This window comes from Nitritalea sp. (genome assembly GCF_054166705.1).
The window spans coordinates 345123-370272 of sequence record NZ_JBSZCV010000008.1 but is presented as its reverse complement, the minus strand read 5'-3'; the positions used below and the strand labels follow the sequence as shown (position 1 = coordinate 370272).

At 49.3% G+C, this 25150-nt stretch carries 21 protein-coding genes; 7 read left to right on the top strand and 14 right to left on the bottom strand.

The features are described 5' to 3' along the window. Window positions 1-40 precede the first annotated feature (40 nt). On the bottom strand, window positions 41-655 hold the full coding sequence (locus ACXIT9_RS05555) for a YkgJ family cysteine cluster protein (RefSeq protein WP_458055234.1): 615 nt from the start codon (window positions 653-655) through the stop codon (window positions 41-43). Between the two features lie 207 nt (window positions 656-862). Here ACXIT9_RS05555 and ACXIT9_RS05550 point away from each other — a divergent pair, with 207 nt between their 5' ends. From ACXIT9_RS05550 to ACXIT9_RS05525, 6 genes are all read left to right on the top strand, one after another. Beyond that, on the top strand, window positions 863-1597 hold the full coding sequence (locus tag ACXIT9_RS05550; protein WP_458055233.1) for an LOG family protein: 735 nt from the start codon (window positions 863-865) through the stop codon (window positions 1595-1597). A gap of 3 nt (window positions 1598-1600) precedes the next feature. Beyond that, on the top strand, window positions 1601-2560 hold the full coding sequence (locus ACXIT9_RS05545) for a lytic transglycosylase domain-containing protein (protein WP_458055232.1): 960 nt from the start codon (window positions 1601-1603) through the stop codon (window positions 2558-2560). Window positions 2561-2650: 90 nt separating this feature from the next. Continuing rightward, window positions 2651-5476, top strand: coding sequence for an excinuclease ABC subunit UvrA (gene uvrA, locus ACXIT9_RS05540; RefSeq protein WP_458055231.1), 2826 nt, complete (start codon window positions 2651-2653; stop codon window positions 5474-5476). Window positions 5477-5555: 79 nt separating this feature from the next. Further along, window positions 5556-6605 carry a sensor histidine kinase gene (locus ACXIT9_RS05535; RefSeq protein ID WP_458055230.1) on the top strand — a complete coding sequence of 350 codons (1050 nt, stop codon included), beginning with the start codon at window positions 5556-5558 and terminating at the stop codon, window positions 6603-6605. Between the two features lie 20 nt (window positions 6606-6625). Further along, window positions 6626-7363 (top strand): LytR/AlgR family response regulator transcription factor, encoded by a 738-nt coding sequence (locus tag ACXIT9_RS05530; protein WP_458055229.1) that lies wholly within the window; start codon window positions 6626-6628, stop codon window positions 7361-7363. Window positions 7364-7429: 66 nt separating this feature from the next. After that, the gene (locus ACXIT9_RS05525; RefSeq protein WP_458055228.1) at window positions 7430-8179 is read left to right on the top strand and encodes a LytR/AlgR family response regulator transcription factor; all 750 of its coding nucleotides are present in this window, start codon (window positions 7430-7432) and stop codon (window positions 8177-8179) included. A gap of 18 nt (window positions 8180-8197) precedes the next feature. Here the strand turns inward: ACXIT9_RS05525 and ACXIT9_RS05520 are convergent, their stop codons facing one another. From ACXIT9_RS05520 to rfbC, 12 genes are all read right to left on the bottom strand, one after another. Beyond that, a complete protein-coding gene (locus ACXIT9_RS05520) occupies window positions 8198-9154 on the bottom strand; it encodes a KpsF/GutQ family sugar-phosphate isomerase (RefSeq protein WP_458055227.1) in 957 nt (318 codons plus the stop codon). Window positions 9155-9175: 21 nt separating this feature from the next. Beyond that, the gene (kdsA, locus tag ACXIT9_RS05515) at window positions 9176-9961 is read right to left on the bottom strand and encodes a 3-deoxy-8-phosphooctulonate synthase (RefSeq protein WP_458055226.1); all 786 of its coding nucleotides are present in this window, start codon (window positions 9959-9961) and stop codon (window positions 9176-9178) included. Further along, entirely contained in the window at window positions 9958-10686 is a 729-nt protein-coding gene (kdsB, locus tag ACXIT9_RS05510) for a 3-deoxy-manno-octulosonate cytidylyltransferase (protein WP_458055225.1), read from the bottom strand. The genes kdsA and kdsB overlap by 4 nt, the downstream gene beginning before the upstream one ends. A gap of 209 nt (window positions 10687-10895) precedes the next feature. After that, complete coding sequence (locus ACXIT9_RS05505) at window positions 10896-12239, bottom strand: PhoH family protein (protein WP_458055224.1); 1344 nt, start codon at window positions 12237-12239, stop codon at window positions 10896-10898. Window positions 12240-12508: 269 nt separating this feature from the next. Beyond that, the gene (locus ACXIT9_RS05500) at window positions 12509-13765 is read right to left on the bottom strand and encodes a pyridoxal-dependent decarboxylase (RefSeq protein WP_458055223.1); all 1257 of its coding nucleotides are present in this window, start codon (window positions 13763-13765) and stop codon (window positions 12509-12511) included. Between the two features lie 150 nt (window positions 13766-13915). Further along, entirely contained in the window at window positions 13916-14674 is a 759-nt protein-coding gene (locus ACXIT9_RS05495) for a shikimate dehydrogenase family protein (protein ID WP_458055222.1), read from the bottom strand. After that, window positions 14671-15609, bottom strand: coding sequence for a DUF368 domain-containing protein (locus ACXIT9_RS05490; protein ID WP_458055221.1), 939 nt, complete (start codon window positions 15607-15609; stop codon window positions 14671-14673). Before ACXIT9_RS05490 ends, ACXIT9_RS05495 begins: the two co-directional genes overlap by 4 nt. A gap of 55 nt (window positions 15610-15664) precedes the next feature. Next, window positions 15665-16429: a phosphosulfolactate synthase gene (locus ACXIT9_RS05485; protein WP_458055220.1), complete on the bottom strand. Its 765-nt coding sequence runs from the start codon at window positions 16427-16429 to the stop codon at window positions 15665-15667. A 31-nt stretch (window positions 16430-16460) separates the two neighbouring features. Then, on the bottom strand, window positions 16461-17867 hold the full coding sequence (locus ACXIT9_RS05480) for a tetratricopeptide repeat protein (protein WP_458055219.1): 1407 nt from the start codon (window positions 17865-17867) through the stop codon (window positions 16461-16463). Between the two features lie 88 nt (window positions 17868-17955). Further along, window positions 17956-18933, bottom strand: coding sequence for an NAD-dependent epimerase/dehydratase family protein (locus tag ACXIT9_RS05475; protein ID WP_458055218.1), 978 nt, complete (start codon window positions 18931-18933; stop codon window positions 17956-17958). Next, window positions 18930-19688, bottom strand: coding sequence for a tyrosine-protein phosphatase (locus ACXIT9_RS05470; protein ID WP_458055217.1), 759 nt, complete (start codon window positions 19686-19688; stop codon window positions 18930-18932). Before ACXIT9_RS05470 ends, ACXIT9_RS05475 begins: the two co-directional genes overlap by 4 nt. Further along, on the bottom strand, window positions 19685-20242 hold the full coding sequence (gene rfbC / locus ACXIT9_RS05465; RefSeq protein ID WP_458055216.1) for a dTDP-4-dehydrorhamnose 3,5-epimerase: 558 nt from the start codon (window positions 20240-20242) through the stop codon (window positions 19685-19687). Before rfbC ends, ACXIT9_RS05470 begins: the two co-directional genes overlap by 4 nt. A gap of 235 nt (window positions 20243-20477) precedes the next feature. On the opposite strand from rfbC, the gene hflX reads away from it, so the two are divergent. Then, window positions 20478-21743 (top strand): GTPase HflX, encoded by a 1266-nt coding sequence (hflX, locus tag ACXIT9_RS05460; RefSeq protein WP_458055215.1) that lies wholly within the window; start codon window positions 20478-20480, stop codon window positions 21741-21743. A 139-nt stretch (window positions 21744-21882) separates the two neighbouring features. On the opposite strand, the gene ACXIT9_RS05455 is transcribed toward hflX, so the two are convergent. Further along, window positions 21883-25035, bottom strand: a complete 3153-nt coding sequence (locus ACXIT9_RS05455) for a VPS10 domain-containing protein (protein WP_458055214.1) — start codon at window positions 25033-25035, stop codon at window positions 21883-21885. Window positions 25036-25150: the final 115 nt, after the last annotated feature.

The following is a 25150-nucleotide window of genomic DNA, read 5'->3' as shown; positions in this document are numbered from 1 at the left end:
CGAGGATGTAAACTCCCAATATACGCGCTTCTATCCGAAATTAAAAACTGCTTTCGGGCGCTGCTTCTTCACTTCCACTGTAGTAGCGATAGGTAAGGACATGCTCGATGGCCAGGCGCAGGGCTTCGTTTATGGGGTATGTTTTCGAGGCGAGTTCAAAATCGATGCCATAGAGGCTGGAGTAGGCGCCGCTGCTGCTGCTCACGGCTAAGCTACCGGTCTGAATGGCCTCCTGGGCAGCGTGAAAGGCGCTGGACTTTTCGCTTTTGATTTTCTTACAGGTGATGATTTCACGTTGTCCCAGCTTGTTTTTTCTGGCGCTCGCGCCAAAGACCCTGCAGATCAGCCCCCGCTGCGCATAGGCAGAGCAAAAGCCCGATTCTCCATCTTCGCTGAAGCTCTTATACAAGATGCAGGGCTTCGTAGTGCCTGCCTCTACTAAAAGCAGGAGGGCATCTTCCCCCTTTCCCTGATCGACGATATGGAAAGCAAAAGGTAAAAATTCAAGGATGGAAGCCTGAACGGTGGGCTTGCTACAGCAAAACCCACAGCCTGGCAAGCAGTTTAACCCGCTTTGCCCGATGAAAGCCTGCATTTCTGCATCCAGCTCCTTATATAATTCACTGACTGCAAGGGACTTCTCCTTTAGATTCATAACTTGTCAAATAAAAGTTTGCGAAGGTAGAAAGAGTTTTCCAATGGTACAATAAGAAAATGGAATGGGAGAATAAAAAGTTGGGCCTCCGCATCTTCCCACCTGCAGTTAGGTTAATTCGTAGAAGCTGACTATTTTTGTTAGTTTGCCGCAGGCAAGCACCAAACCGGGCGGGAAGCCGTCCTTATAGCCGAAACGAATTTGATTATGGAAGAGAAAACCAACCATTTAGACCAAAAACAGGAAGAAAAGATCCGCAAAGCGTTTAAGGAGCGCGATTGGAGTGAGATTAAAAGTGCGGACAGCTGGGTAATTTTTAAGGTGATGTCTGAATTTGTGCAGGGCTTCGAGAAATTAGCGAAGATAGGCCCCTGTGTTTCTATTTTTGGCTCGGCCAGAACTCCACAGGATCACCCCCATTATAAGTGTGCCGAGGAGATCGCAGCCAAGCTGGTGCGTCATGGCTATGGCGTCATCACTGGCGGTGGGCCAGGCATCATGGAGGCAGGAAATAAAGGGGCACATTCCCAAAACGGCAAGTCTGTAGGTCTAAATATCGAGCTGCCTTTCGAGCAGTTTAACAACATCTACATCGACCCGGATAAGATCATCAACTTCGACTACTTTTTCGTCCGCAAGGTGATGTTTACCAAGTACGCACAGGGTTTCGTGGTGCTTCCAGGAGGTTTTGGGACTTTAGATGAGCTGTTCGAGGCGCTTACCTTAATTCAGACGAAAAAAATCGGTCGTTTTCCGATCGTCCTAGTGGGTAAGGCCTATTGGGAAGGGCTCCTTGGCTGGTTAAAAAGCACGATGCTAGAGCAGCACGGCTATGTCAGCGAAGGAGATTTAGACTTGTTTTCCATCGTAGATGAACCTGCAGATGCAGTAAAAGTAATCGATGAATTTTACAGCAAGTATCTGCTGTCGCCCAACTATTAATGAATGCGGTTTAATTTTCATCTTATCTTCCTCTACTTAGCCGTGGGCGGGCTGCTGCTGCTTCAGTTTTGGCCCGCGCCTTGGTCTGAGGAAGCCACCTTACAGCAGCCCGATGGTCCCTATGCTGATCGTGCTGGGGCTGAGTTGGCGGATTCGGGTGGTTTGCGTGCGCCTTTTGCGCTGCTGCCGCTTCCGGAGGAGTTAGATTTCGCAGGGGAGCGCGTGCCGCTGGAGGATTTGCACGTGCGCGAGCGTATGGAGCGGGAGCTCTATGTAAATGCGTATTGGGAGTCGAACTTGATCCTGCTGAAAAAGCGTTCGGCCAAGTATCTTCCTGAGATCGAGCGTCTACTTGCCGATTCAGGCGTGCCTGATGATTTTAAGTATGTCGCCATAGCAGAGTCGGCCCTGCTCCATGTTACCTCTCCAGCGGGGGCACGTGGCTTTTGGCAATTTATGCCGAAGACTGCGAAGGAATATGGACTGGAGGTGAGTAGTGATGTCGACGAGCGCTATCATCTGGAAAAATCCACGCTGGCCGCGGCTCGGTATTTGAAGAAAGCGTATGCCCGCTTTGGCACCTGGGCAGCAGTAGCCGCCAGTTATAATATGGGGCAGGCTGGGCTGGCTAATCGGATGCAGGAGCAGCGTGTAAACACTTATTTCGATCTCTACCTAAACGATGAGACGAGTCGCTATCTGTTTCGCGTGCTGGCGTTTAAGTTGCTTTTCGAGCAGCCCGAGACGTATGGATACTTTGTGCCCGAGGGGGAGCGCTACCGCTATCCGGAGACACGGCTTCTTTATGTGGACACAGCGATCCCGGATTTAGCCGTTTGGGCCCAAGCGCAGGGGAGCACCTATCGGGATTTAAAGTGGCTTAACCCCTGGTTGCGCAGCAGAAAACTCGCCCCTTCCCGGGGCAAAACCTATGAAATCAAACTCCCTGCGGGGAGTGCCTAAACCCTGCCCGCCTTTCATGGGTTAGGGTGATGCTATGTGTTGGCATTTTCCCCAGTGAGAATGTTGGGCATGTTTACCAAGAATGGATTTATGGAAACGATACAAGAGCCGGAAGAGCATTTAGAGATATTTGGTGCCCGTGAGCATAATTTAAAAAACGTCGATTTACGGATTCCCAGGAATAAACTGGTAGTGATCACGGGGCTTAGTGGGAGCGGAAAGAGCTCGCTGGCTTTCGACACGATTTATGCAGAAGGGCAGCGCCGTTACATGGAGTCCTTTTCGGCCTATGCACGTTCCTTTTTAGGGGGCATGGAGCGTCCGGAGGTAGATAAAATAAATGGTCTATCGCCGGTCATCGCCATCGAGCAGAAGACCACGTCTAAAAATCCGCGTTCCACGGTGGGTACGGTAACGGAGATTTACGATTTTATGCGTCTGCTTTTTGCCCGTGCGGGCAAAGCCTACTCTTATCTCAGCGGTCAGCCGATGATACGCCAGACCGAAGATCAGATCATCGAGCAACTGTTTACCCACTTTAAGGGGCAGAAATTGTATATTTTAGCTCCCGTGGTTAAAGGGCGTAAGGGGCATTATCGGGAACTTTTCGAGCAGATCCGCAAAATGGGTTTTGCGAAGGTGCGTGTGGATGGCGTGGTGCTGGAGGTGCAGCCGAAGATGCAAGTGGACCGGTATAAAATTCACGATATCGAAATCGTGGTGGACCGTGTAGTGGCAGAGGAAGAAGATCGCTATAGGATAACGCAGTCCCTAAAAACAGCCTTGCAGCATGGAAAGGGCGTGCTGATGCTGCGTGATGCGCAAGGCGAAATTCACCATTTTTCCAAGTTTCTGATGGATCCGACCACAGGCTTGGCGTATGATGAGCCTGCACCGAATAATTTTTCTTTTAACAGCCCCTACGGTGCCTGTTCGACCTGTAACGGGCTGGGCGTTATCGAAGAGATTACCCGGGAATCACTTTTTCCGGATCCGAATCTATCGATCACCATGGGGGGCATCGCACCGTTAGGTGAATACAGAGATATTTGGATATTTAAGAAGATCGAAGCCATTTTAAAGCGCTTTAAGGCAAGCATGTCTACGCCCGTCGGCAAGCTTAGCGAGGATGTCGTGCAGGTCTTACTGTATGGTGATGGAGAGGAGGTCGCGGTGGACTCCGTCAAGTATCCGGGTACCAAGTGGACGACCAGCTTCGAGGGCATCATTCCATTTTTACAAAAGCAACAGGAAGGGGGTTCTGATAAAATTCAGAAGTGGGTGAGTGAGTTTACCACCACGCGTGTATGTCCGGATTGCGAGGGCTACCGTCTGAAGAAGGAGTCGCTGCATTTTCGGATCGCGGACAAGCATATCGGGCAGCTGGCTATGCTGGATATCAGTAGCTTAGGAGAGTGGTTTGCAGACCTGGAGGAGCGTTTGGATGAGCGCCAAAACGCCATCGCGAAAGAGGTCCTCAAGGAGATTCGGAAGCGTATCGGCTTTCTTTTGGCCATCGGCCTGGATTATTTATCCCTAAATCGTCCCTTACGAACGCTTTCTGGAGGAGAGGCGCAGCGGATACGATTGGCAACTCAGATTGGCACGCAGCTCGTCGGCGTGCTCTATATTTTAGATGAGCCCAGCATCGGACTACATCAGCGGGATAATGCGAAGCTGATCCGTGCCCTGCAGGATTTACGGGATTTAGGTAATTCGGTCTTGGTGGTGGAGCATGATAAGGATATGATGCTTTCTTCTGATTTTCTGGTGGACATAGGGCCTGGAGCTGGGCGCCACGGGGGGCAAATCGTGGCGATCGGCACGCCGCAGGAGGTCTTAGCTCAGGGAAGTGTCACGGCCTCTTTTCTTAGCGGTAAGCGAAGTATTCCTGTTCCCGAGAAGCGGCGAAAAGGCTCTGGCGAGTTTGTGCGGATAAAAGGAGCTAGTGGGCATAACCTCCAAAAGGTACATGTAGAATTTCCGCTGGGGACGATGATCTGTGTGACAGGCGTGTCGGGAAGTGGTAAGAGTACGCTGATCCATGAGACACTTTACCCGCTTTTAAACCAGCATTTTTATAAGAGCAAGAAGAGTCCACTGCCCTATCAGTCAGTAAGTGGGTTGGAGCATTTAGATAAGGTAATCGAGGTGGATCAGTCTCCTATAGGGCGAACGCCGCGCTCGAATCCTGCAACGTACACGGGTGTTTTTACAGATATTCGTGCCCTGTTTACGGATTTGCCGGAGGCAAAAATTAGGGGCTACAAGCCGGGTCGTTTTAGTTTTAATGTAAAAGGGGGGCGCTGTGAGGAATGTGAAGGGGCAGGTATGAAGTTGGTGGAAATGGATTTTCTTCCGGACGTACATATCCCCTGTGAGACCTGTAAAGGCAAACGGTATAATAGGGAGACGCTGGAGGTACGCTTTAAGGGAAAATCCATCGCTGATGTACTGGATATGACCGTGGAGCAGGCGGTGGAGTTTTTCGAAAACCAGCCGAAGATTTTGCGTAAAATTCAAACCTTGCTGGAGGTTGGTTTGGGGTATATTACCCTAGGGCAGCATGCGACGACCCTTTCGGGGGGTGAGGCGCAGCGGGTGAAGCTGGCCACAGAGCTATCGAAAAAGGATACGGGCCAGACCTTTTATATTTTGGATGAGCCCACCACGGGACTTCATTTTAAGGATATCGAACATCTACTGGCCGTGCTGAATAAATTAGTGGACAAAGGGAATACGGTACTTATCATCGAGCATGACTTAGACATTATAAAAGTGTGTGATTATCTGATCGATATCGGCCCGGAAGGTGGGCGCGGAGGGGGTAAGGTGGTGGCTACCGGTACGCCCGAGCAGCTGGTAAAAGTAAAGGAAAGCCATACCGCTAAGTTTCTTAAAAAAGAGTTGCGTTAAACTCAAAACCTTCATTTTCCCATTAATCAAAATATAGAGCCTTGTGATGCAAGGCTTTTTTATATTTGGGTTTTATACTATGGATAGAAAAAATTTATATTGGCTCTTGCAGGTTCTGGGCTGGACACTTTTTGGCCTGATCAATTTATTTTTGGTCTCGCTGGAGCGGACCATTAGCTGGACACAGGTAGGTGCATTTTTCAGCCTTTCGCTGCTTTATATGCTTACCACACATGGATTTCGTCTGGTGATCAAGTCGCGACAGTGGTTGCAACTGAAAATTAGTGCGCTGATCGTGCGGGCGATTTTATCGCTTTTGCTGCTGGCGGTTCTGAATACCATCGGGCAGATCGTGATAAATTGGATTTTCGGCTTACTGGATGTCGGTTTTGATTTTCGTCAGGTGGTGCTGCTGGGCAATGTATTCGTGAGTTTTATTTTCTATGCCTTATGGACGATGGTGTATGTGATTTTTCATTTTTTAGATAATTACAATCAGACGCTGCGCTATGAGGCCAAGATTAATGAGATACAGCTTAATCACCTGAAGTCTCAGTTAAATCCGCATTTTATTTTTAATGCGCTGAACAGCGTGCGTGCATTGGTAGATGAAGACCCTGGCAAAGCCAAGGTAGCGATTACGCAGCTGTCGAATATTTTGCGATTTTCGCTGATGATGGATAAAAAAAGGACAATTGATTTCGAAAAAGAACTGAATACTGTAAAAGATTATCTAAATTTAGAAAGTGTAAGATACGAAGAGCGCCTTCGTGTAGAATATGATATCGACCCTGTCGCCTACGAGTACCGAGTGCCTCCCATGATGCTGCAGACCATCGTAGAAAATGCGATCAAGCACGGCATCAGTTCGAAATTAGAGGGCGGAACGATTAAAATTAGCTGTTACGAGGGGCTGGATGCTGAGCTGATTATCATGGTGAAGAATACGGGTCAGCTGACGGCTAAGCCTGCGACCAAACGTAAATCCGGTGAAGGTCATGGGATTAACAATACGATTCAGCGGCTAAAGTTGATATACGGAAATAAAGCTTCCTTTAAAATATATAATGCAGGGATTCAGGATGTAGTCACCCAGATCAACATCCCCAAGAATGGAATCAAAGTTTAATAGAAGATAGAAGACTGATTATGCGAGCGATTGTAATTGACGACGAGCGTTTAGCCCGTAAGGAATTGATTAATTTGTTAGCCCAATTTGACCATGTGGAGGTTTTGGCTGAGGCCAATAATGTCGATGATGCTAAGGAGAAAATCGAGGCATTAGCTCCCGATGTGGTTTTTTTAGACATCCAAATGCCGGAGAAGACGGGTTTCGATCTTCTGGAAGAGTTAGAAGCCGTTCCGCATGTCATTTTCACTACAGCCTATGATGAGTATGCGATTAAAGCCTTTCAGGTAAATGCTTTGGATTATCTCCTTAAGCCAATAGAGCCCGCTCGCTTGCAGGAGGCGATCAACAAGCTTTCACAGACCATAGCATCTAGCAAGCAGGAGCTGGCTGTGGCAGCTTCACGAGAGTCGGAGAAAAAGTTAGGCCTAGACGATCAAGTTTTCGTAAAAGATGGAGACCGCTGCTGGTTCGTGAAGCTTTCGAATGTGCGTCTTTTTGAGTCGGATGGCAATTACATCAAGGTTTATTTCGACACAAATAAGCCTATGATTCACAAGTCTTTAAATGCTTTGGATGAGCGTTTGGATGAAAAAAGTTTCTTCCGCGCGAGTAGAAAGCATATCATTAACCTCAGCTGGGTAGAGGGCATAGAGCCTTGGTTTAATGGAGGTCTGGTCGTTACACTTAAAGGAGGTGACCGTATCGAAGTGAGCAGGCGACAGGCATCTCGATTTAAAGAGATGATGAGTTTATAAGTTTAGGACAGCTTGCACGCTATTCAGAGCTGGATATGCGTTGCACTGCCGCTACAAAGGAATGGCATGAAAGAGGACCGTATTTTAATCGTAGAAGATGAGCCGGATATCGCTGAAAATATACAGGAGATCTTAGGGCTTTTAGACTATCAGTACATCGATATTGCGAACTCAGCGAATCAAGCCGTCAAGCTAATCAAGAGGAGTAAGCCTGACTTAATATTTATGGATATTAAGTTAAAAGGCGATAAAGATGGAATCGAATTAGGGGAAATGGTTAAAAACATGGTAGATGCTCCCTTGGTCTACGTCACTTCTTACAGTGATCCGACGATTATCGAGCGTGCCAAGCGTGTCCACCCTGTCGGTTTTATCGTGAAGCCGTTCACGACGAATGAGATTCATGCGATTACGGAGATAGCGATGTTTAATTCGCGTAATCAGCCGAAAGTAGAATCACCTGTGGTGCAGCCACAGGCCGTAGAAACGCTTCCCGATGCGATTTTTATCCGTTCTGGCATTCGCTATATACGCGTGGGCTATGATGAAATCATCTATGTACACGCTAGTGGAAATATCGTGACGGTACACACTGAAAAGAAGGAATTTATGGTGCGTAAGTCACTGCGCGAAATGGAAGAGATTCTGAGTCCGCATGGATTTTTACGTGTACAGAAATCTTTTATGGTATCCCTTCGGCGCGTGGAATCCTTTACCACGAAGGAAATATTTATGGATAACGGTGTGTCCGTGCTGATCGGCAGGCAGTATTATAGTGTGCTACTCTCGAAACTGAATATTATTATCGACAGTTAGCCCATGCACCGCGGCAGCTTAGTGCAGATCATAAATTTGAATAATCCCTAAAGTATCACCTCCTGCATCCACGACGATAAGTGAGGTGATTTTTTTCTGTCGGAGTGCTTCCTCTGCTTCATGTAGCGAAAGTGTGGGGGTGACGGTCTTCGGATTTGGGGTCATAAACTGCCGTGCATGTAAGTTCCAGGCTGCAGGACCTTCCCGCTCCAGAAGTCTCCTCAGGTCACCATCGGTAATAATCCCCAGCGTGTGTCTGCCTTCATTTACCAGTGCCAGACCCAGACGGCCCTCGCTAATGACCTGAATGACTTCGATGAGTGTACTTTCAGGCTGAATAAGCGGTAGGTTTTCCGTACGCATTTTATGTTCCACTTTCGCTAATAACTTCCTTCCGAGACTTCCTCCGGGATGAAAACGCGCATAGTTTTCTTCCATGAATCCTTTTTCTCGCATCAGCGCCACAGCCATAGCATCGCCCATGGCGAGCATCACGGTCGTGGATGTGGTGGGGGCTAATTTTAAAGGGCAGGCTTCCTCATGGATTTTTACCCAAATGTGGTGATGTGCATTTAGCGCTAAGGTAGACTCGGTCCTAGCACTCATGGCCAGGATGACATTTCCATTTTCTTTAAAGAAAGGGAGAATTTTTAATACCTCGTCAGTTTCTCCTGAATTACTTAGCAGCAATACCAGGTCTTGTGGTGCCACCATGCCTAAATCACCATGAAATGCTTCTGCAGGATGTAAAAAAAAGCTGGGAGTGCCTGTGCTAGCCAGCGTAGCGGCAATTTTTTTTCCGATGATTCCCGATTTTCCCATGCCAGAGACCACTACCTTTCCCGAGGTGGCAAGAATCGCCTTTACCGCTTGTTCAAAGCCATCGGATAGCAGGTCGATTTGCTCTAGAAGCGCATGTGCCTCGTTTTGGAGGGTCTCTTTGGCCGTTTGTATGATAGAGGAAGTAGCAGACATAGTTTAGTAGAGGCTAGATGTTCATGTAGTAAGAGTCAAGCGCTCGAGTAGCCCTTCTAAATCATGAAGGAAAAGCATATTCGGCCCATCGCTAAGCGCTTCATCGGGATTTGGGTGGGTCTCTAAAAAGTAACCATCAGCGCCAAAGGCTTTGGCCGCCAAGGCCATAGCAGGAACAAACTCTCGGTTTCCGCCTGTCTTCCCGCCAGCTCCCCCTGGCCGCTGCACAGCGTGGGTGCAGTCCATGACGATCGGGTATCCGTACCGTTTCATGTCGGGGATATTACGGAAATCGACGACCAGGTTATTATAGCCATACATATTTCCGCGCTCAGTCAGCAGAATTTGGGTATTGCCCGCCTCCTCTACCTTCCGCACGGGGTAGGCCATGTCTTCGCCGGATAAAAATTGTGCCTTTTTGATGTTAACAATTTTACCCGTCTCAGCCGCTGCGACCAGTAGGTCTGTCTGTCGACATAGAAAAGCGGGGATTTGTAGGATATCTGCCACTTCCGCTACGGGCTGCGCCTGGTAGCTTTCATGGATATCTGTGATAATCGGCAGGGCGTAGCGGGTCTTGATTAGGTCAAGGAGCTCTAAGCCTCGTTCCATTCCCTGCCCGCGGTAGGCGCCTGCAGACGTTCTGTTCGCCTTATCGAAGGAGGCCTTGAAGACGATGGGGCGCTTCAGCTTTTCGCGTAACAGCACGAGTTTTTCGGCCACTTCCTCGAGAAGACTTTGGCTTTCGATAACACAGGGGCCCAAAAGGAAGAAGGGGCCAGTTTTTAAGGAGTCGTAGAGCGTCATACGTTGAATTTTTTTCGAGCCTGTTCCAGGTCTTCGGGGGTGTCGATGCCTTTTTCCGGATGGGACACCTCCAGCATTTTTATTTTATAGCCGTGAGCTAGTGCACGCAGCTGTTCGAGTTTTTCGGTTTGTTCGAGATAAGTGGCAGGCAGGCCTGCAAAGGTCTGTAAAAAGGTGCTCGCATAACCATATAGGCCGATGTGCTTTTGAAAGAGGGGGCCTTCTGCTGGCTTTCCATCACGTGGAAAAGGTATCGGGGCGCGAGAAAAATAGAGCGCATAGCCTGCGGTATCGCAGACGACCTTTACCGTGTTCGGGTCTTCTAGGCCAGCTGGGTCTTCCCCGAGGGCATACACACTCACCATATCTTCTCTTCCCTCACGAAGTGCTATAGCGACAGCATCTATGGTGGATGCGTCGATAAAGGGCTCATCGCCCTGCACATTAATAACATAGTCGACACCAAGACTGCGGGCAGCTTCTGCGATGCGGTCGGTGCCACTTTCATGCTGGTCTCCTGTACGTATAACGTTCTGGGTAAATACCCGGCAGGCTGCTTCTATACGCTCATGGTCACAAGCAATCCATACCTCATCCACCTCAGTAGCACGTAGACAAGCTTCGTATACCCGCTGGATCAGGGGCTTTCCTCCTAGGTCAGCTAGTACTTTTTCTGGTAGCCGGCTGGAATGGAGGCGCGCAGGAATTATAATTGCAGTTTTCATCGCTTTTTTCTTTTGCTCGGATAGCTCCTGTGTGGTAGGCGACGCTTCCTTAAGCAGCGCAAAAATAAGGAATTATATCCGCTTTCTGCTTTCCTTTTGAGGTCAATTCCCACTCATTCGCATGCGCAGTCCTGATAGGACATGCTTTCTAAGCAGGCTACTGATGCAGCAGCCTGCTGAGCTAGGATCCTTTAGACTATGCGGCTTTCCTAAAGTAGCTCGTTCGCAAGGTTCGCCAGCTCTGAACGTTCGCCTTTTTCCAGCTTGATATGGGCATAAAGGGGGTGGTCTTTCACACGATCGATTAGGTAAGAAAGGCCATTACTCTGTGAATCGAGGTAAGGGGTATCGATCTGATGGACATCTCCCGTGAAGACGATTTTCGTGTTTTCTCCCGCACGGCTAATGATGGTCTTGATCTCGTGAGGGGTCAAGTTCTGGGCTTCGTCGATGATGAAAAAGATGTTCGATAAGGAGCGTCCTCGGATGTAAGCTAGCGGCTGGATGAGGAGCTTTTCCTGTGTCACCATGTCATTTATCCGCTGAAATTCCTTATCACTTTCCTTAAACTGATGCTGGATAAATTTCAGATTATCCCAAAGCGGCTCCATGTACGGATTCAGTTTGGACTTGATGTCACCCGGCAGGTAGCCGATATCTTTATTCGAAAGCGGCACGATGGGCCGGGCGAGAAAAATCTGCTTGTAATCCTGCCGCTGCTCCAGTGCGCCGGCTAGCGCCAAAAGGGTTTTTCCTGTTCCTGCCACGCCCTGTATGGTCACTAACTTGATGCGTGGGTTTAGGATGGCATGAAGCGCAAAGGCCTGCTCTGCATTGCGCGGTTTAATCTGATAGGCGGTCGCCTTATCCACGCGCTCCATGCTATTGTTTTCTGCATTATAATGCGCCAAAACAGAGTTTTTATTGCTTTTCAGGATGTAAAAAGCATTTGCCTTCCGTTTACGGGTGCCTAAAATATGCTTGGCTTCCACTTCTGGCGTATCGTAAAGAAGGTTGATTTTTTCTGATTCCAAGCCTTCCAGCAGGTACTTTCCGGTATTTTCTAGCTCGCTAATGTTTTTAATCTTGCCCGTTTCGTAATCTTCCGCATGAATGTCCAGAGATTTTGCTTTCAGGCGGAGGTTGATGTCTTTGCTAACCAAAATCACTTTGCGCTCCTTCTCCTTCTGTTTCAGATGTAGGGCTGCATTTAAAATCTTATGGTCATTTTTCTCCTCCCCGAAAATTTCATTTGCATTCAAGCGATTATCCGGGTTCATGAGGACTTTAAAATGGCCTTTATTTTTTCCGTTTAGCGGGGTCCACTCGTGGATCATGTGCTCCTCGGAGAGCTTGTCCAGTAGACGAATAAACTCGCGCGCTTCGTAGTTTTTCGTGTCATTCCCTTTTTTAAACTGATCGAGCTCTTCTAATACTGTGATCGGGATGACGACGTCATGCTCCGCAAAATTCATGATGGCATTATGTGCATATAGGATGACAGAGGTGTCCAAGACAAAAATTTTCTGGGTTTTGGTGGTGGACTTTGGCATAGGCGGATGGAATGGTTTTAGGAGACTAAAGTGGTGTAACCGAAAATTTCTTGCCTTAATTTAAAGAAAAAGCGCGTTTTCACTTCATGATTTCTCCAAAAACTTCTCATAAATAGCTAAAAAATTCAACTTAAAGTCGGTACAAATAGAAAAAACAGGCCATAGTTGCGGGCTTATGACCTGTTTTTCATGTAGTTAAGAGTCGGCTAGAGTAGCTTCCTTACCCCGGATGGTATTTTTTGGCCGAAGGCCAAAATCCTCCGGTAGATTTACCCAGCAGGCTGCTGCTGCTTCGGAGAGACTAGCTCCAGCACAAACTGGTCGAGGACGCCGGGGCGCACATGGGGCATCACCACGATCTTATACCATTTCGGCTGGTGCTCGTAGCTATCGGCCACTAGCTGGTACTTTTCGGCCAGAGCAGCAGGAACGTAGGCTGCGCGGATGGCAATGATGTTCAGGTAAGGGTTTCGGAAGAAGGGGATGCCCGCATCCTTCAGTTTCTTGCAGATCCGTTCGGTGCGGTCGCAGAGCATTTCCATCTTATACCGCCAGCCTTCTGAACCATGAATCTGTAAAATCATCCACATCGAAATGGCATTAGCGCCAGAGCGGCTGCCGCTTATGGTGTAATCTTTTCCTGGGATATACTGCGCCTCATCTGTTTTTACATAGTCGAAGAATCCCTTCCGAATGAGGAACAAGCCTGTTCCATAGGGCGTTTGGAGCATTTTATGGCCGTCCGCAGTAATGGAATTCATGTACTTGTTTTGGAAGTTGAAGCGGCTTTCTGCGTGGGTGAAGGGGTAGATAAAGCCTCCATAGGCAGCATCCACATGTAGCATAAAAGGGAGCTCACGGCTGCTAAAGAAGTCTCCGTATCGGTCGATGTCGTCTACTGAGCCAAACATCGTCGTGGAAAGGTTCGCGATGACGATAAAGTAGCGGACTCCTAGGCTATGGGCGGCCTCGATGGCCTGTTCGAGGGCTTCTTCTGTGACTTCTCGCGTATCTTCGGTTACCGGCACGATGATATTTTGGAGCTGTAGGATATTAGCGCCCTTCGGCATGGAATAATGGGAGTCTGAGGAGTAGACCAGACCGATTTCTTCTAGCTTAGCCTCTTTTTCTCGCATAAAATAATTGCGATACACCCACATCGCTTCCAAGTTTGCCTCAGTGCCCCCTGTGGCCACGTAGCCATCTACCGTGCCGGGTTCGGCTTGAAAGATTTCTTCTGCACAGAGGCGGATGAGGTCTTTTTCTACGTCTTGGGTTCCTGCAAAAACGGGTAACACGGAGGTCTCACTCAGCGTGTGTACTCCGATGTGGTTCGGGTTACGGACCATGGCTGACATGTAGGGTGCATCCTTTAGGAAAGGCGCATCGGGATAAAACTCGGTGGTATCCAGGTAGGTGCCGGGAATGCCCAGAATGGGGCGATCTCCGCGGTAGTCTAAATTGGCTTCTAGGGCGCTAAAAATATGTTGCTTAATCTGTTCGTGGGTCTTTTTTTTCCAGTACATGCTGTCTAGTTTTTATGATTTGGCGAAATGGTTCTCTTTGGGGCGGTAGCCCCAAATTCCCTCTCTGGTGCATGCAGGTACGTACACCCACTCTACTGATGGGTGTAGGGAGGATGTGCAGGGCATGCCCGAAGTTTCGAGGGGGTGGATTTAAGGGTTCCAGATACTCCATGCGGCTTCAGCCTGGAGATGGAGCATTTCCAAGCCATTTTTGACGACAGCGCCGCGCGCTTCCAGGGAACGCATGAGAAATGTTTTTTCGGGATTGTAGACCAGGTCGTACACTTTATGGCGTGTACTGATAAAGGAGGGGTCTATGGGAGGCATGCTTTCGGTGTGCGGATACATGCCGAGTGGGGTGGTATTGATGAGCAGGGTATGCGTTTGGTAGAGATTGGGCTCCTGCTTGAGGGTGTCGTAGCTAATTTGTGTGGGGCCTTTAGCCTTGCGGCTGACGGTGAGAGCCGGGATGTGCAGGTCTTCTAGGGCTTTTAAAACGGCCTTTGCGGCTCCGCCGCTACCTAGCACCAGTGCCTTCAGGGGTGCAGCGGTGACTGCAGGCTCCCTATTTTCCTCTAGCCACTGCTGCAGGGACTGCTTGAAGCCCAGGTAATCTGTGTTGTAGCCTACCGTTTCACCCTTTTCGAAGGCGATACAATTTACCGCTCCGATGCTGGCGCAGGCCGGATCCAGTCGATCCAGGTAAGGGATGATGACCTCTTTATAGGGGATGGTGACATTTAAGCCCGCGAGGGGCTGCTGAAGGAGGTCTCGGACTTCTTCTATGGTTTTTAGCTCGTACAGGGCATAGGCATGCGCGCTCAAGCCTTCTTTTGCAAATTTTTCGGTGAAGTACCGTTTGGAAAAGGAGTGGGAGAGGGTTTTGCCGATGAGTCCGTACTGTTTCATGCTCGTTTTAAGTAGTAGGCACTGCGTTCGATGCCGAGCACCAAAATTATCCCAAAAGCGAATGCGATCAAAGCCTGAACAACTAAAGGCTCCATTCCGGTGCTTTCAAAGTAGGCGGTAGGCCAAATGTTTTCGGTGAGGAAGGGTTTTTGTTCGCCGGAGGAGCTGAGGCGGTAGCTCAAGATCTTTTTCCAAGGCCAGATTTTCCAGAGTGAGCCCAGCATGAAGCCAGACAGCAGTGCGAGGGTAAGGTTGAAATACGTTTCCAGTAGCCACTTGATAAGCCGGCTAAAGCTGAGAATGCCGATTAGGCAACCAGCACCGAAAACGGCGATGCGCAGTAGGTCGCGGTTATTTACGGCCTGCAGCACATATTCGTACTGTCCCATGACGATAAGCAGAAAGCTGCCACTCACGCCAGGCAGGATCATGGCACAGATGGCGATGGCGCCTGCGCCAAAGAGGAAAAAGAGGTTTTCACTCCCTTCTCCGGGAGGGATGGCGCTGATCAGGAGGGCGATACTGATTCCGGTAAGTAGGGTCAGAAAGGTGCCGACTTTCCAGCTTTTGATGTCGCGTAGGATGATGATGCCTGAAATCAGGATCAGGCCACTGAAAAACGACCAGACGACGATGGGATACTCAGCCAGTAAGGTGGGGATAATCTGGGATAAGCTGATGATGCTTAGCCCTATTCCTGCCAGCACAGTAAGCAGAAAAGTACCGTCGATGGTTTTCCAAAAGGCCCCGAAGGCACCTGTGAAGAAAAACCGGAGACTCTCTTTGTTTAGCGAGGTGATGGCGCCAAGAAGGCGCTCGTATATGCCCGTTATAAGTGCGATGGAACCACCTGAGACACCGGGAACGACGTCTGCGGCGCCCATAGCGGCACCTTTTAAAAAGTGAAGTAAACCGGGGCGAATGGAATTTTGCATACGATTTAGAAATCGATTGGCCGCTGTGCTCGCGTAGCGGCACAGCGGCAAGTACTTATTTTACTCCGAGAAAATGATCAAAAGTGTCGCCGCGAAGGCCAAGACGGATGGTTTCCAAGGGTATAAGCTCTTGAGGAGCGATGTTTCCCAGATTCACGTTCGCACCGAGGAGCTTTACGAACCATACTTGCTGCATTTTCTGTGGCGCTTCCCAGATGATTTTATCTTCTGGAATTTTCGTCAAGATTTCTTCTACGAGTCCTTGGCGCACCTCTCCAGAGTCACGAAAAAGACCCACGGTTCCACCTTCACGGGCTTCTCCGATTACTTTCCAGGATCCGGCCTGAAGCTCAGCGCTCATCTGTTCGATCCAGCGATAGGGAGGGATGATTTTAGCGGCATCTTTACTTCCTACTTCCGAAAGTACGGTGACGCGTTTGCTGAGACGTTCGATGTAGGCGCATTTTTCATCATGAGGCATGCTGATCGAGCCGTCAGAAACCTCTGCATGCTCCAGCTTGTACTTGTCTAGTACTCGGATATAATCTTCGAACTGCTCTCTGACGACGAAGGCCTCGAATAGTGTCCCTCCGAAGTAGACCGGTATCCCGGCATCTCGGTAGACTTTTATTTTTTCTTCTAAGTTTTTCGTCACGTAGGAGGTTGCCCAGCCTAGTTTTACGATGTCCACAAAATCCGCATTCGCGTCCACAAAATCCTCAACTTCACGGATGCTGAGGCCTTTATCCATGACCATGGTATACCCTTTCGTACGCGGTTTTTCGGTACGTATGGGTATATTTTTCAATACGTAATTCATTTAAATTTTTTAACGGGCTTAAAATGAATGATTATTTGCCTTCCTTGAACTGGTTGATAAGCTTGTAAATGGCTTTTTGATGCTCCAGCTCCGGCATGTACTCGTATAAAAGGCTATGCTTTTCAAAATCCAAAGTTAACGCATTTTCCAAGACTGTGAAAGCTTCCTTGTATTTCCCTAATCGAATGAGGTAAACGACAAGCCGGTAATAAAGTTCGGCCGTCTCAGGAAGCTCTTCTATTCCTTCATTTATAACATCGATGGCCTCTTCGAAGCGATTTTGGTCCAGATAAATAATGGATAGGTTCACATAGGTTTCTAAGATACCGGGCTCCAAGTTTATCGCCTCTTCGTACGCTTCTGAGCTGGCGGCAAGGTTGCCCAGTTTATATTCTGCATCTGCGAGGCCCACGTAGAAATTCGCATTGTCATCGGCCAGTTTGATGGCCTTTTTAAAATAATGGACGGCTTCGAAATATTTATCCCTTCGCAGCATACACATGCCCAGCCCGAAGAAGGCATCTTCATACTCAGGGTCTAGCTTGGCGGACTTTTTAAAATATTTAAAGGCCATATCGATGTCGCCTAACTTTTCGTAGGCAGCCCCCAGGTAGCAGGAATTTTCTGCATTCGCACCTTCACAGTTGATGGTGTTTTGGTAAGCTTCGCGTGCCAACTCGAACTTTTCGAGGTTCATGTACGCATTTCCGAGGTTAAAGTAGGCTGAGGCGAAGCTATCATCGATGAGAAGGGCATATTCATAGGCCTCTATCGCCTCTTCGAAGCGCCCGAGGCGGTTATAGACGACGCCTAAGTTATACCAAGCGCCCGAGCTGTAGGGGTCTTGATCGATAAACTCTCGGTAGAAGTCCAGAATTTCCTCGAAGTTGCCTTCCTCTTCGGTCAGCATCGCCAGCTGAAAGAGCGCATCCTCATGGCTGATGCGCAACTTTACACAGTTTTTATAAGCCTCTAAGGCCTTTTCATTTTCGCCATTTGCCCGGTAAAAATTACCCAGAAGATAATGCACTTCTGCCTGGTCTTCTGCCAGGGGCAGAAATTCCTCCAAGAGGGTGATCGCTTCCTTTATCTGCCCACTTAGCAGCAGTGCATTCGATAAAGAGAGGATGATGTCCTCATTATAGGGCGATATGTTATTTAGCTGCTCGAGGAGGTCTAGCCCCTCTTCCAGGTCTTCTGTGAAAATAAGACACTGCGCATATAAAATTTTTAGCTCTAAGCTATAAGGAAAGCGGTCTAAACCCAGTTTAGCAGCTTTTAAGGCTTTTTTAAAGACTTGCTCGTCGATATAAAAGCGAATGATATCCTCGAACTCTTCTTCTTCGAAGTACAAGTCCAAATTGGCTTTCAGCGAGCTTTCAAAACGCGCAACCAGGGCCTTATCATTTTCCCAATCGTTATCAAAATCTCCTGTCATGCGTTTTTTTTCTTAAATTACTATATTTCCTGATACAAAAACATTTTTTTGTAGCGAATTAACGGAGAATTTACCTTGTCCGTATGCGCTAAACGTTTTTTCCTACAGAATCGTTTGTGAAAGCCCAGTCTAGGGTTTCCTCGAGTGTTCGTAGCGGCTGTGGGTAGGCTTTTTTCAGCTTATCATTTTTCATCCACACCTTTCTCTTGGCGCCCAGCAGGGTGTTTTCATCCCAGGAGAGGCGGATAAAGGGGAAAAGGCGTAGGAGTTTGGCCATGGCCAAAGCGGCCTGCAGGGGCAGTCCTTCTAGTGGCTTTTTCGGTGCGGGGACTTGCCTTTTGCGCGCGAGCGCTCCCAAAAAATCTTTATAAGCATAGTGGCCTCCGTTTAAAATAAAGCGCTCGCCCCACTGGGGTTCGGCTATAAAATGGGCGATTATGGCACAGAGATCGCGGATGTCGATCACATTTACGCTGCCTGTTGGGTAGTAGCGTGGGCTTTTAAGGGGCAGCTCGTAAATCTCCTGACTGGGGCCAGGCTCCCCGAAAGGGGCCAGAATCAGGGAAGGATTTAGGACAAGCACCTCTAGGCCTTCCTGCGCACCTCTCCATACTTCCACCTCGCCGCGGTATTTGCTGTCCGCGTAAGCAGTATGCGGCTGGGTATGGTCCCATTTTTGTGTTTCATCTATAAACTCCTGCCCCGGGCTGACGCCCAATGCCGCCACCGAGCTGATATGTATGAGCTTAGCGGGCTTTTCCATGGCGAGCAGGCTGTTAACCAGAATTTCTACACCGCGGATGTTTACCTGTTCTAGGCGAGGGGCGTCTTGTGCAGAGAAGCTGACTTTGCCGGAGGCATTCAGCACCAAGTCCATATCTTCCAGCGCCTCTTCGATGCTAAAGCTGTCCAGGAGGTCACCTTCTACCCAGGTGGCAAGCTTTTCGAAGCCTGCGGGTATCGGAGTTTGGGGCCTTTTTAAGGCAAATAAGGTGCAGGTGCCCTGAAGTGTCTGCAGGAGATGTCTGCCGACCAGGCCCGTGGCACCGATCACTAATAGGTTCATAGGAGGCGGTTGCGCACTGGAGCGTTCATGATTTTTTCGTAGTAGCTGGAGCGGTTTAAGGTTTCCAGCATGTCTAAATAACGCTCGTTATGGCAGTCTGTTCCCCAAAAAGCCACTTTCTCTTGGTCGATTAAAAACTCTGCAAACTGCTTGACCTGCTTGGAGTAAAATCCAGTGAGCGAGAGTAAGTTGATCTGAAAGAGAATTTGTCTGTCCATCAGCTCGTTTTGGAGTGTTTTGTCCTGGATGAGGTAGTGGTAGCGTTCCGGATGTGCGAAAACCGGACGATAGCCTTTAAGCTCCATGGCGAAAAAGGTCTCCAGCAGCATCTGGGGCTTGTTTATAAAGCCGGTCTCCACCAGGACGAGGTTATCATGGATGCAAAGTAGCTCCTCTCCGTTATTCACTTTTTCGAGGAAGATTTCATCCATGTAATATTCGGCTGCGGCATGTATGTCGATAGCTATTCCTTCCTCTTTTAAGGCTTCCCGTACGCGTTCTAGGCCTGAACGAATGATTTCGGGAGTGTTTTTATAGTATTCGGACATGATATGCGGCGTGGTGATGATTTTTTTCAAGCCGTGTCCATGTAGGCGTTTGATGAGGGTGATGCTCTCCTCCATGGTTTTAGCACCATCATCGATGCCGGGGATCAGGTGGGAGTGCATATCGGCATGCATCCAGTCAAGCGTAAATGGGTAAATCACTTCCTTCTTCTTCTTCCCAACTCTTCTTAAGTAATCTAATAAGGTCATACGTATAATCCTCCTTCACTATTCGCTGTAAATGTACGTAAATCAGGCCAAAGTTTATCACGCTCGGACAGTATGGGTGTTTGCACTTGCCAGTCGATTTTCAGTTCTGGGTCATTCCAGAGGATGCCCCCCTCGGCTTTTGGCGTATAATAATTAGAGCACTTGTACATGAAAATCGCGTCTTCTAAGACAGAAAAACCATGTGCGAAGCCTGCAGGGATGTACATGAGGTTATGCATGGCCGCATCTAGGATGACGGCATGATGCTGCCCGTAAGTTGCAGAGTTTTTTCTTAGGTCCACGATCACATCGAGCACTTTTCCCGTTACGACGCGGACCAGCTTGGCCTGTGCATAGGGATGCTGCTGAAAGTGCAGGCCACGAAGCGTGCCTTTTTGGGAAAAAGATTCATTTTCCTGCACCCAGTCTACCGTGATACCATGGTGCAGCAGGTGTTCCTTTCGGAAGGATTCGAAGAAATAGCCTCTCGCATCTTCAAAAACGCGAGGATAAAGTTCTAGTACACCTTCTAAAGGGGTTTTTTTGATTTCCATAGCTGCCGGTTGCTAAGTTTGTGCATGTTGGGGTGATACTTTCGGGGTGCCTTTCAGAGAAATTTAGAAAAAGGATCTAAATTTTACAGACCGAATGCCGCAAGTTACCAATAATTCCGAACTTTCGGAAATTCTGGCAGCTGAGGGCTCGTTCCCTTTGCCGCCAGGCGAGCGTAAAAGTCAGTTCCCACCCGATGTGGGGATAAGGCACGTAATTTGTGGATAAATAGCTTATATGAGTAAATACACCAGAAAGTTAAAAAAACTATACGATACGGCACCGCGACAGGAGACGGCTGTTTTAGTGGCGATAATTCGGCAGCAGCAGAGCGAGCGGCAGGTGCAGGAGTACCTGGATGAGCTGGCCTTCCTGACCGAGACCCTGGGGGCGAAGACTGTCTATCAGTTCACGCAGCGGATGGAAAATCCTGATGTGCGGACTTTTGTAGGTTCGGGTAAGCTGGAGGAGATTCAGGCCTACATTGAGCACTTTCAGGTGGATATGGTGATCTTCGATGATGATTTGACCCCTTCACAGTTGCGTAACTTAGAAAATGAGTTAAAGGTGAAGGTGTACGACCGTTCGCTATTGATTTTAGACATATTTCTGAATCGTGCGCAGACAGCCCAGGCGAAAACTCAGGTGGAGCTGGCGCGTTTTCAGTATATATTACCGCGTTTGACACGGATGTGGACACACTTGGAGCGCCAGCGTGGGGGCACCACCACACGAGGGGGGTCTGGGGAGAAGGAAATCGAGACCGATAAGCGGGATATTCGCAGTAAAATCTCTTTGCTGAAAGCTAAGCTGAAAGAAATCGAAAAGCAGGGAGTCACGCAGCGCAAAGGCAGGAAGGGTATCGTCCGCGTGTCGCTGGTGGGCTACACGAATGTGGGCAAAAGTACGCTGATGAATCTGATCACCAAAACCGATATCTTGGCCGAAAATAAGCTTTTTGCTACTGTGGATGCCACTGTGCGCAAGGTGGTGCTGGAGCAAATTCCCTTTTTGCTCTCCGATACGGTGGGCTTTATACGGAAACTCCCTACGCACCTGATCGAGTCCTTTAAATCGACCTTAGATGAGATTCGCGAGGCCGACCTACTTGTACATGTAGTGGACATCGCGCATCCGGGCTTCGAAGATCATATCGCTGTGGTGGAGCAGACGCTGCGTGAAATCGGTGCGGGCGATAAGCCCATTTTGTTGGTTTTTAATAAGATCGACCTGATTTCCCCTGTGCCTACAGAGGAGGAAATGCAAGAAATGAGCCCTGTGGAACTGGAGGAACATCAGTTTTTGGATTTAAAGGGGCTAGAAGAGCTTTACGAGAAGAAAACGGGGATTCAGCCTGTTTTTATGGCCGCCGAGCATGCTACCCACGTGGATCAGTTTCGGGAGCGGCTACTCGAGGAGGTGCGCAAGCTCCATAAGCGAATGTACCCTCATTATCTGGAGGATGAGACGATCGACTTTAGCGAGTGGGAGGATACGGAATAGGTTGCATGGCCTGTTTACATGGTTTGGCCTGCGGAGAGCCTCGCTTGCGGTGGATCAGGTTTTACAGCTAGTAAAAGGCTGGCAGAACGGATGTTTTGCCAGCCTTTTTTTGGGCCCTCTGGGCCAAAGTTCCCGCTCCTTACTTGCTTTCGGGCGTTAAGAAAAGGGAGAGCCCTGCCTGCTGCTGCTCCTTTTCTAAGGTGGCGAGCTGGTTCTTTAGCTGGCTAAGTTCATCAGAAAGGGCTGACTTCATCCGATTGACCAGGTCCTGATAGCGCTTTTTCGCACCTGCTGTTACGACCGGGTAGGGGCCATCTAAGTAGGCCTTTAACGCCATCCACTCGCTATTTAGCTGATTATGAAAATTGATTACATCCTGAAAGGTTTCTTGCTTGGGTTGGATCAATTTACTTTCCCAAGTTTCGATCGCGGTAATCATGGCTTCTTGTTTTTCGATCAAGGAGGCTTCTGTGCCTGCCGCTCGCATGGCTGTGAGCCGCTGCCGTAACTGGTCTTTTAGGGCACGCATTTCGTTTAGATTCCGGTGGAGCGAGCTGATCTGTTCTTCCACTTGGAGCATGAGCGCATACTGTGCCATATAGTCGGCAGGGCTAGCCTCTATCCTGGGATCCGCCAAAATTTGAATTTCGGTTTCTTGGCTTTGGCCTTTGTAGTTGAGCCGAGCTGTATAAGTTCCTGGAGGTACCGCGGCACCGCTGTAATTACCATACACGAAGATCGGCTCCACGGCCGGCAGTTCGTCGCGGCGGAAATCCCAGTTGAAGCGATTCAAGCCTTTTTCAGCTTTTAGGCTAGCGGGCTTTGCGGGTCCTCCCGCCCATGTTTTGTGAGCGGCATCTCCATTATGAAGCGTGCGGACAAGCTGTCCCTTGGCATCGAAAATCTGAAGGCTGAGCTCTCCGGCGGCGGCCTTTTCAGGCAAGTGGTAGATCAGCGTAGTTCCCTGTTCCGGGTTTTGGCCTAGGCCGGGCACAAACTGGCTGCTGCTCCCATGAAATAGGCGGTAGACGGGCTTGGGCTGATACAGGGCTAGGCCTTCCGGAAGCTTTCCACCCGACTGCTGAAGTGCGCTCAGGTCGTCTAAAATCCAAAGTGCGCGTCCAGATGTGGAGGCGATGAGGTCATTTTCATGGATGAGCAGGTCTGTGATGGCTACCAGTGGCAAGTTACTCTGAAAGCGTGTCCACTGGGCTCCACCGTTCGTGGAAAGGTAGAGACCACGCTCGGTGCCGGCATACAGTAAGTCTGGCCGCACAGGGTCCTCCCGCACTACCCGGACGAAGGCTTCTGTCGGGATTCCTTCGTGGATCGGCGTCCAGCTGCTGCCGCCATTAGTGGTTTTAAAGGCATAGGGGGCATTATCGTCGAATTTATACCGCATCACGGCGATGTAAGCTGTATTCGGGTCATGGGGGGAGAGCTCGATGGCATTGATAATACCCTCTGGAAGGCCACGTGGTGTGACATTTTGCCAAGTCTTCCCGCCGTCTGTGGTTTTATGAACTAGGCCATCGTCTGAACCTGCCCACAGTTCTCCTTCACGATGTGGAGATTCGGCAAGATACATGAGGGTATGGTAATTTTCTCCTCCGGCGGCTTCATTTGTGATCGGATACCCGCCGGGGCCTTGTGTTTCGGCGTCATTACGCGTTAGATCAGGGCTAATTTCCTTCCAGGTGATGCCCTTGTCGCTCGATTTCAGCACTTTATTGCCTGCGTGAAAGATGACCTGCCGGTCAAAGCGGCTCGTAAGTATGGGGGCATTCCAATTAAAGCGATAGGCAAAATCCCGTGGCACATTACCGAGGGAGAGTTCGGGATAAGCCTTTATAGATTGGCCCTGGCCGGTTACTTCATGCCAGCGATCGATGATGCCCTGGTAGCAGCCTCCGTACACTTCTACGGGATTATCGGGGTCGAAAGCCAGGTAGGCACTTTCACATCCTGCCACGGCCACCCAGTCTTTCCAGGTGATGCCACGACCAGCGGTGCGGCTGGCAATGCGGATGGAAGAGTTGTCCTGCTGTCCTGTATAGACATTATAAGGAACACGATTATCTGCGATCACGCGGTAGAATTGTGCGGTGGGTTGCTGCTCTTGCTGGGTCCAAGAAGCGCCACCGTTCATGCTGATATTTGCGCCGCCGTCATTGGTATTTAGCATGACAGCGGGGTTTTGGGGGTTGATCCAGAGATGGTGGTTGTCGCCATGCGGGGTGGAAACGGTCGTCCAGGTCTTGCCACCATCTATGGATTTCGTCATGGGAGCATTCAGCACATAGACGCGATCTTCCTGCTGGGGGTCTGCAAAAATCTTCATGTAATACCAGGAGCGTGCGATGTTTAGGCGCTCTTTATTCACTTGTGTCCAAGATTCTCCGCTATTATCCGAGCGGTAGACGCCGCCCTTTCCTTCCGCAGCTTCGATGACAGCATATACGCGGCGACCATTAGCGCGAGAAACGGCCACGGCAGATTTCCCCATTTCTTCTGGAAGTCCTTTAGACAACTGGGTCCAGGTTTCGCCCATATCTGTGGACTTATAGATGCCCGAGTCCGGGCCTCCTGAACGGACTGCCCATGGATAGCGCTGGTGTTCCCAAGCGGAGGCGTACAGGATCCGCGGATTATTCATGTCCATAGAAAGTGCAGAGATACCGCTGTGGTTTCCTATGAAAAGCACCTTATTCCAGCTTTTACCTCCATCTGTAGATTTATAGACGCCTCTTTCATCAGAAGGTCCGTAGAGTGACCCTTGCACCCCGACCAAAAGAATGTCCGGTTCGGTGGGGTGGATGACGATAGCAGAGATGTGACGGGAGTTTTCCAACCCGATTTTTTGCCAGGTAGCGCCTGCATCTGTGGACTTGTACATGCCATCCCCGTGGCTGGTCATTACCCCACGAACGGCATGTTCGCCCGTCCCCACGTAGACCACGTTCGGATCCGATTCGGCTACACTAATGGCGCCGATGGAGCCTGTTTCAAAAAAGCCGTCGGAAATGTTATACCAACTCAGGCCTGCATCTGTACTTTTCCAGACCCCACCTCCGGTACTGCCCATATAATAGGTGAGCGGATCTCCGGGAACGCCTGTTCCAGCGACGCTACGCCCCCCTCTGAAAGGACCGATGTTCCGCCATTTTAGTGCCTGAAAGGCATCACTTTCGAAGGCCGGAGCTGCCGGGGTGCTGTTTCGCTGTCCGCGCTGCGCATCTGCGGGCCATGTCCATAGGAAGGCTAGGGCGATAAGCCAAGTTAGTTTCTTCATGGTGCTGTGTTTATTCGTGCTTTAGGGTATTTTGCCGATCATTCCATGCTGGTAGTTGGTATCATCGGCTTTTCACAATATAAAATTTTAAAAAAAATGTACGGACAGAAAAATG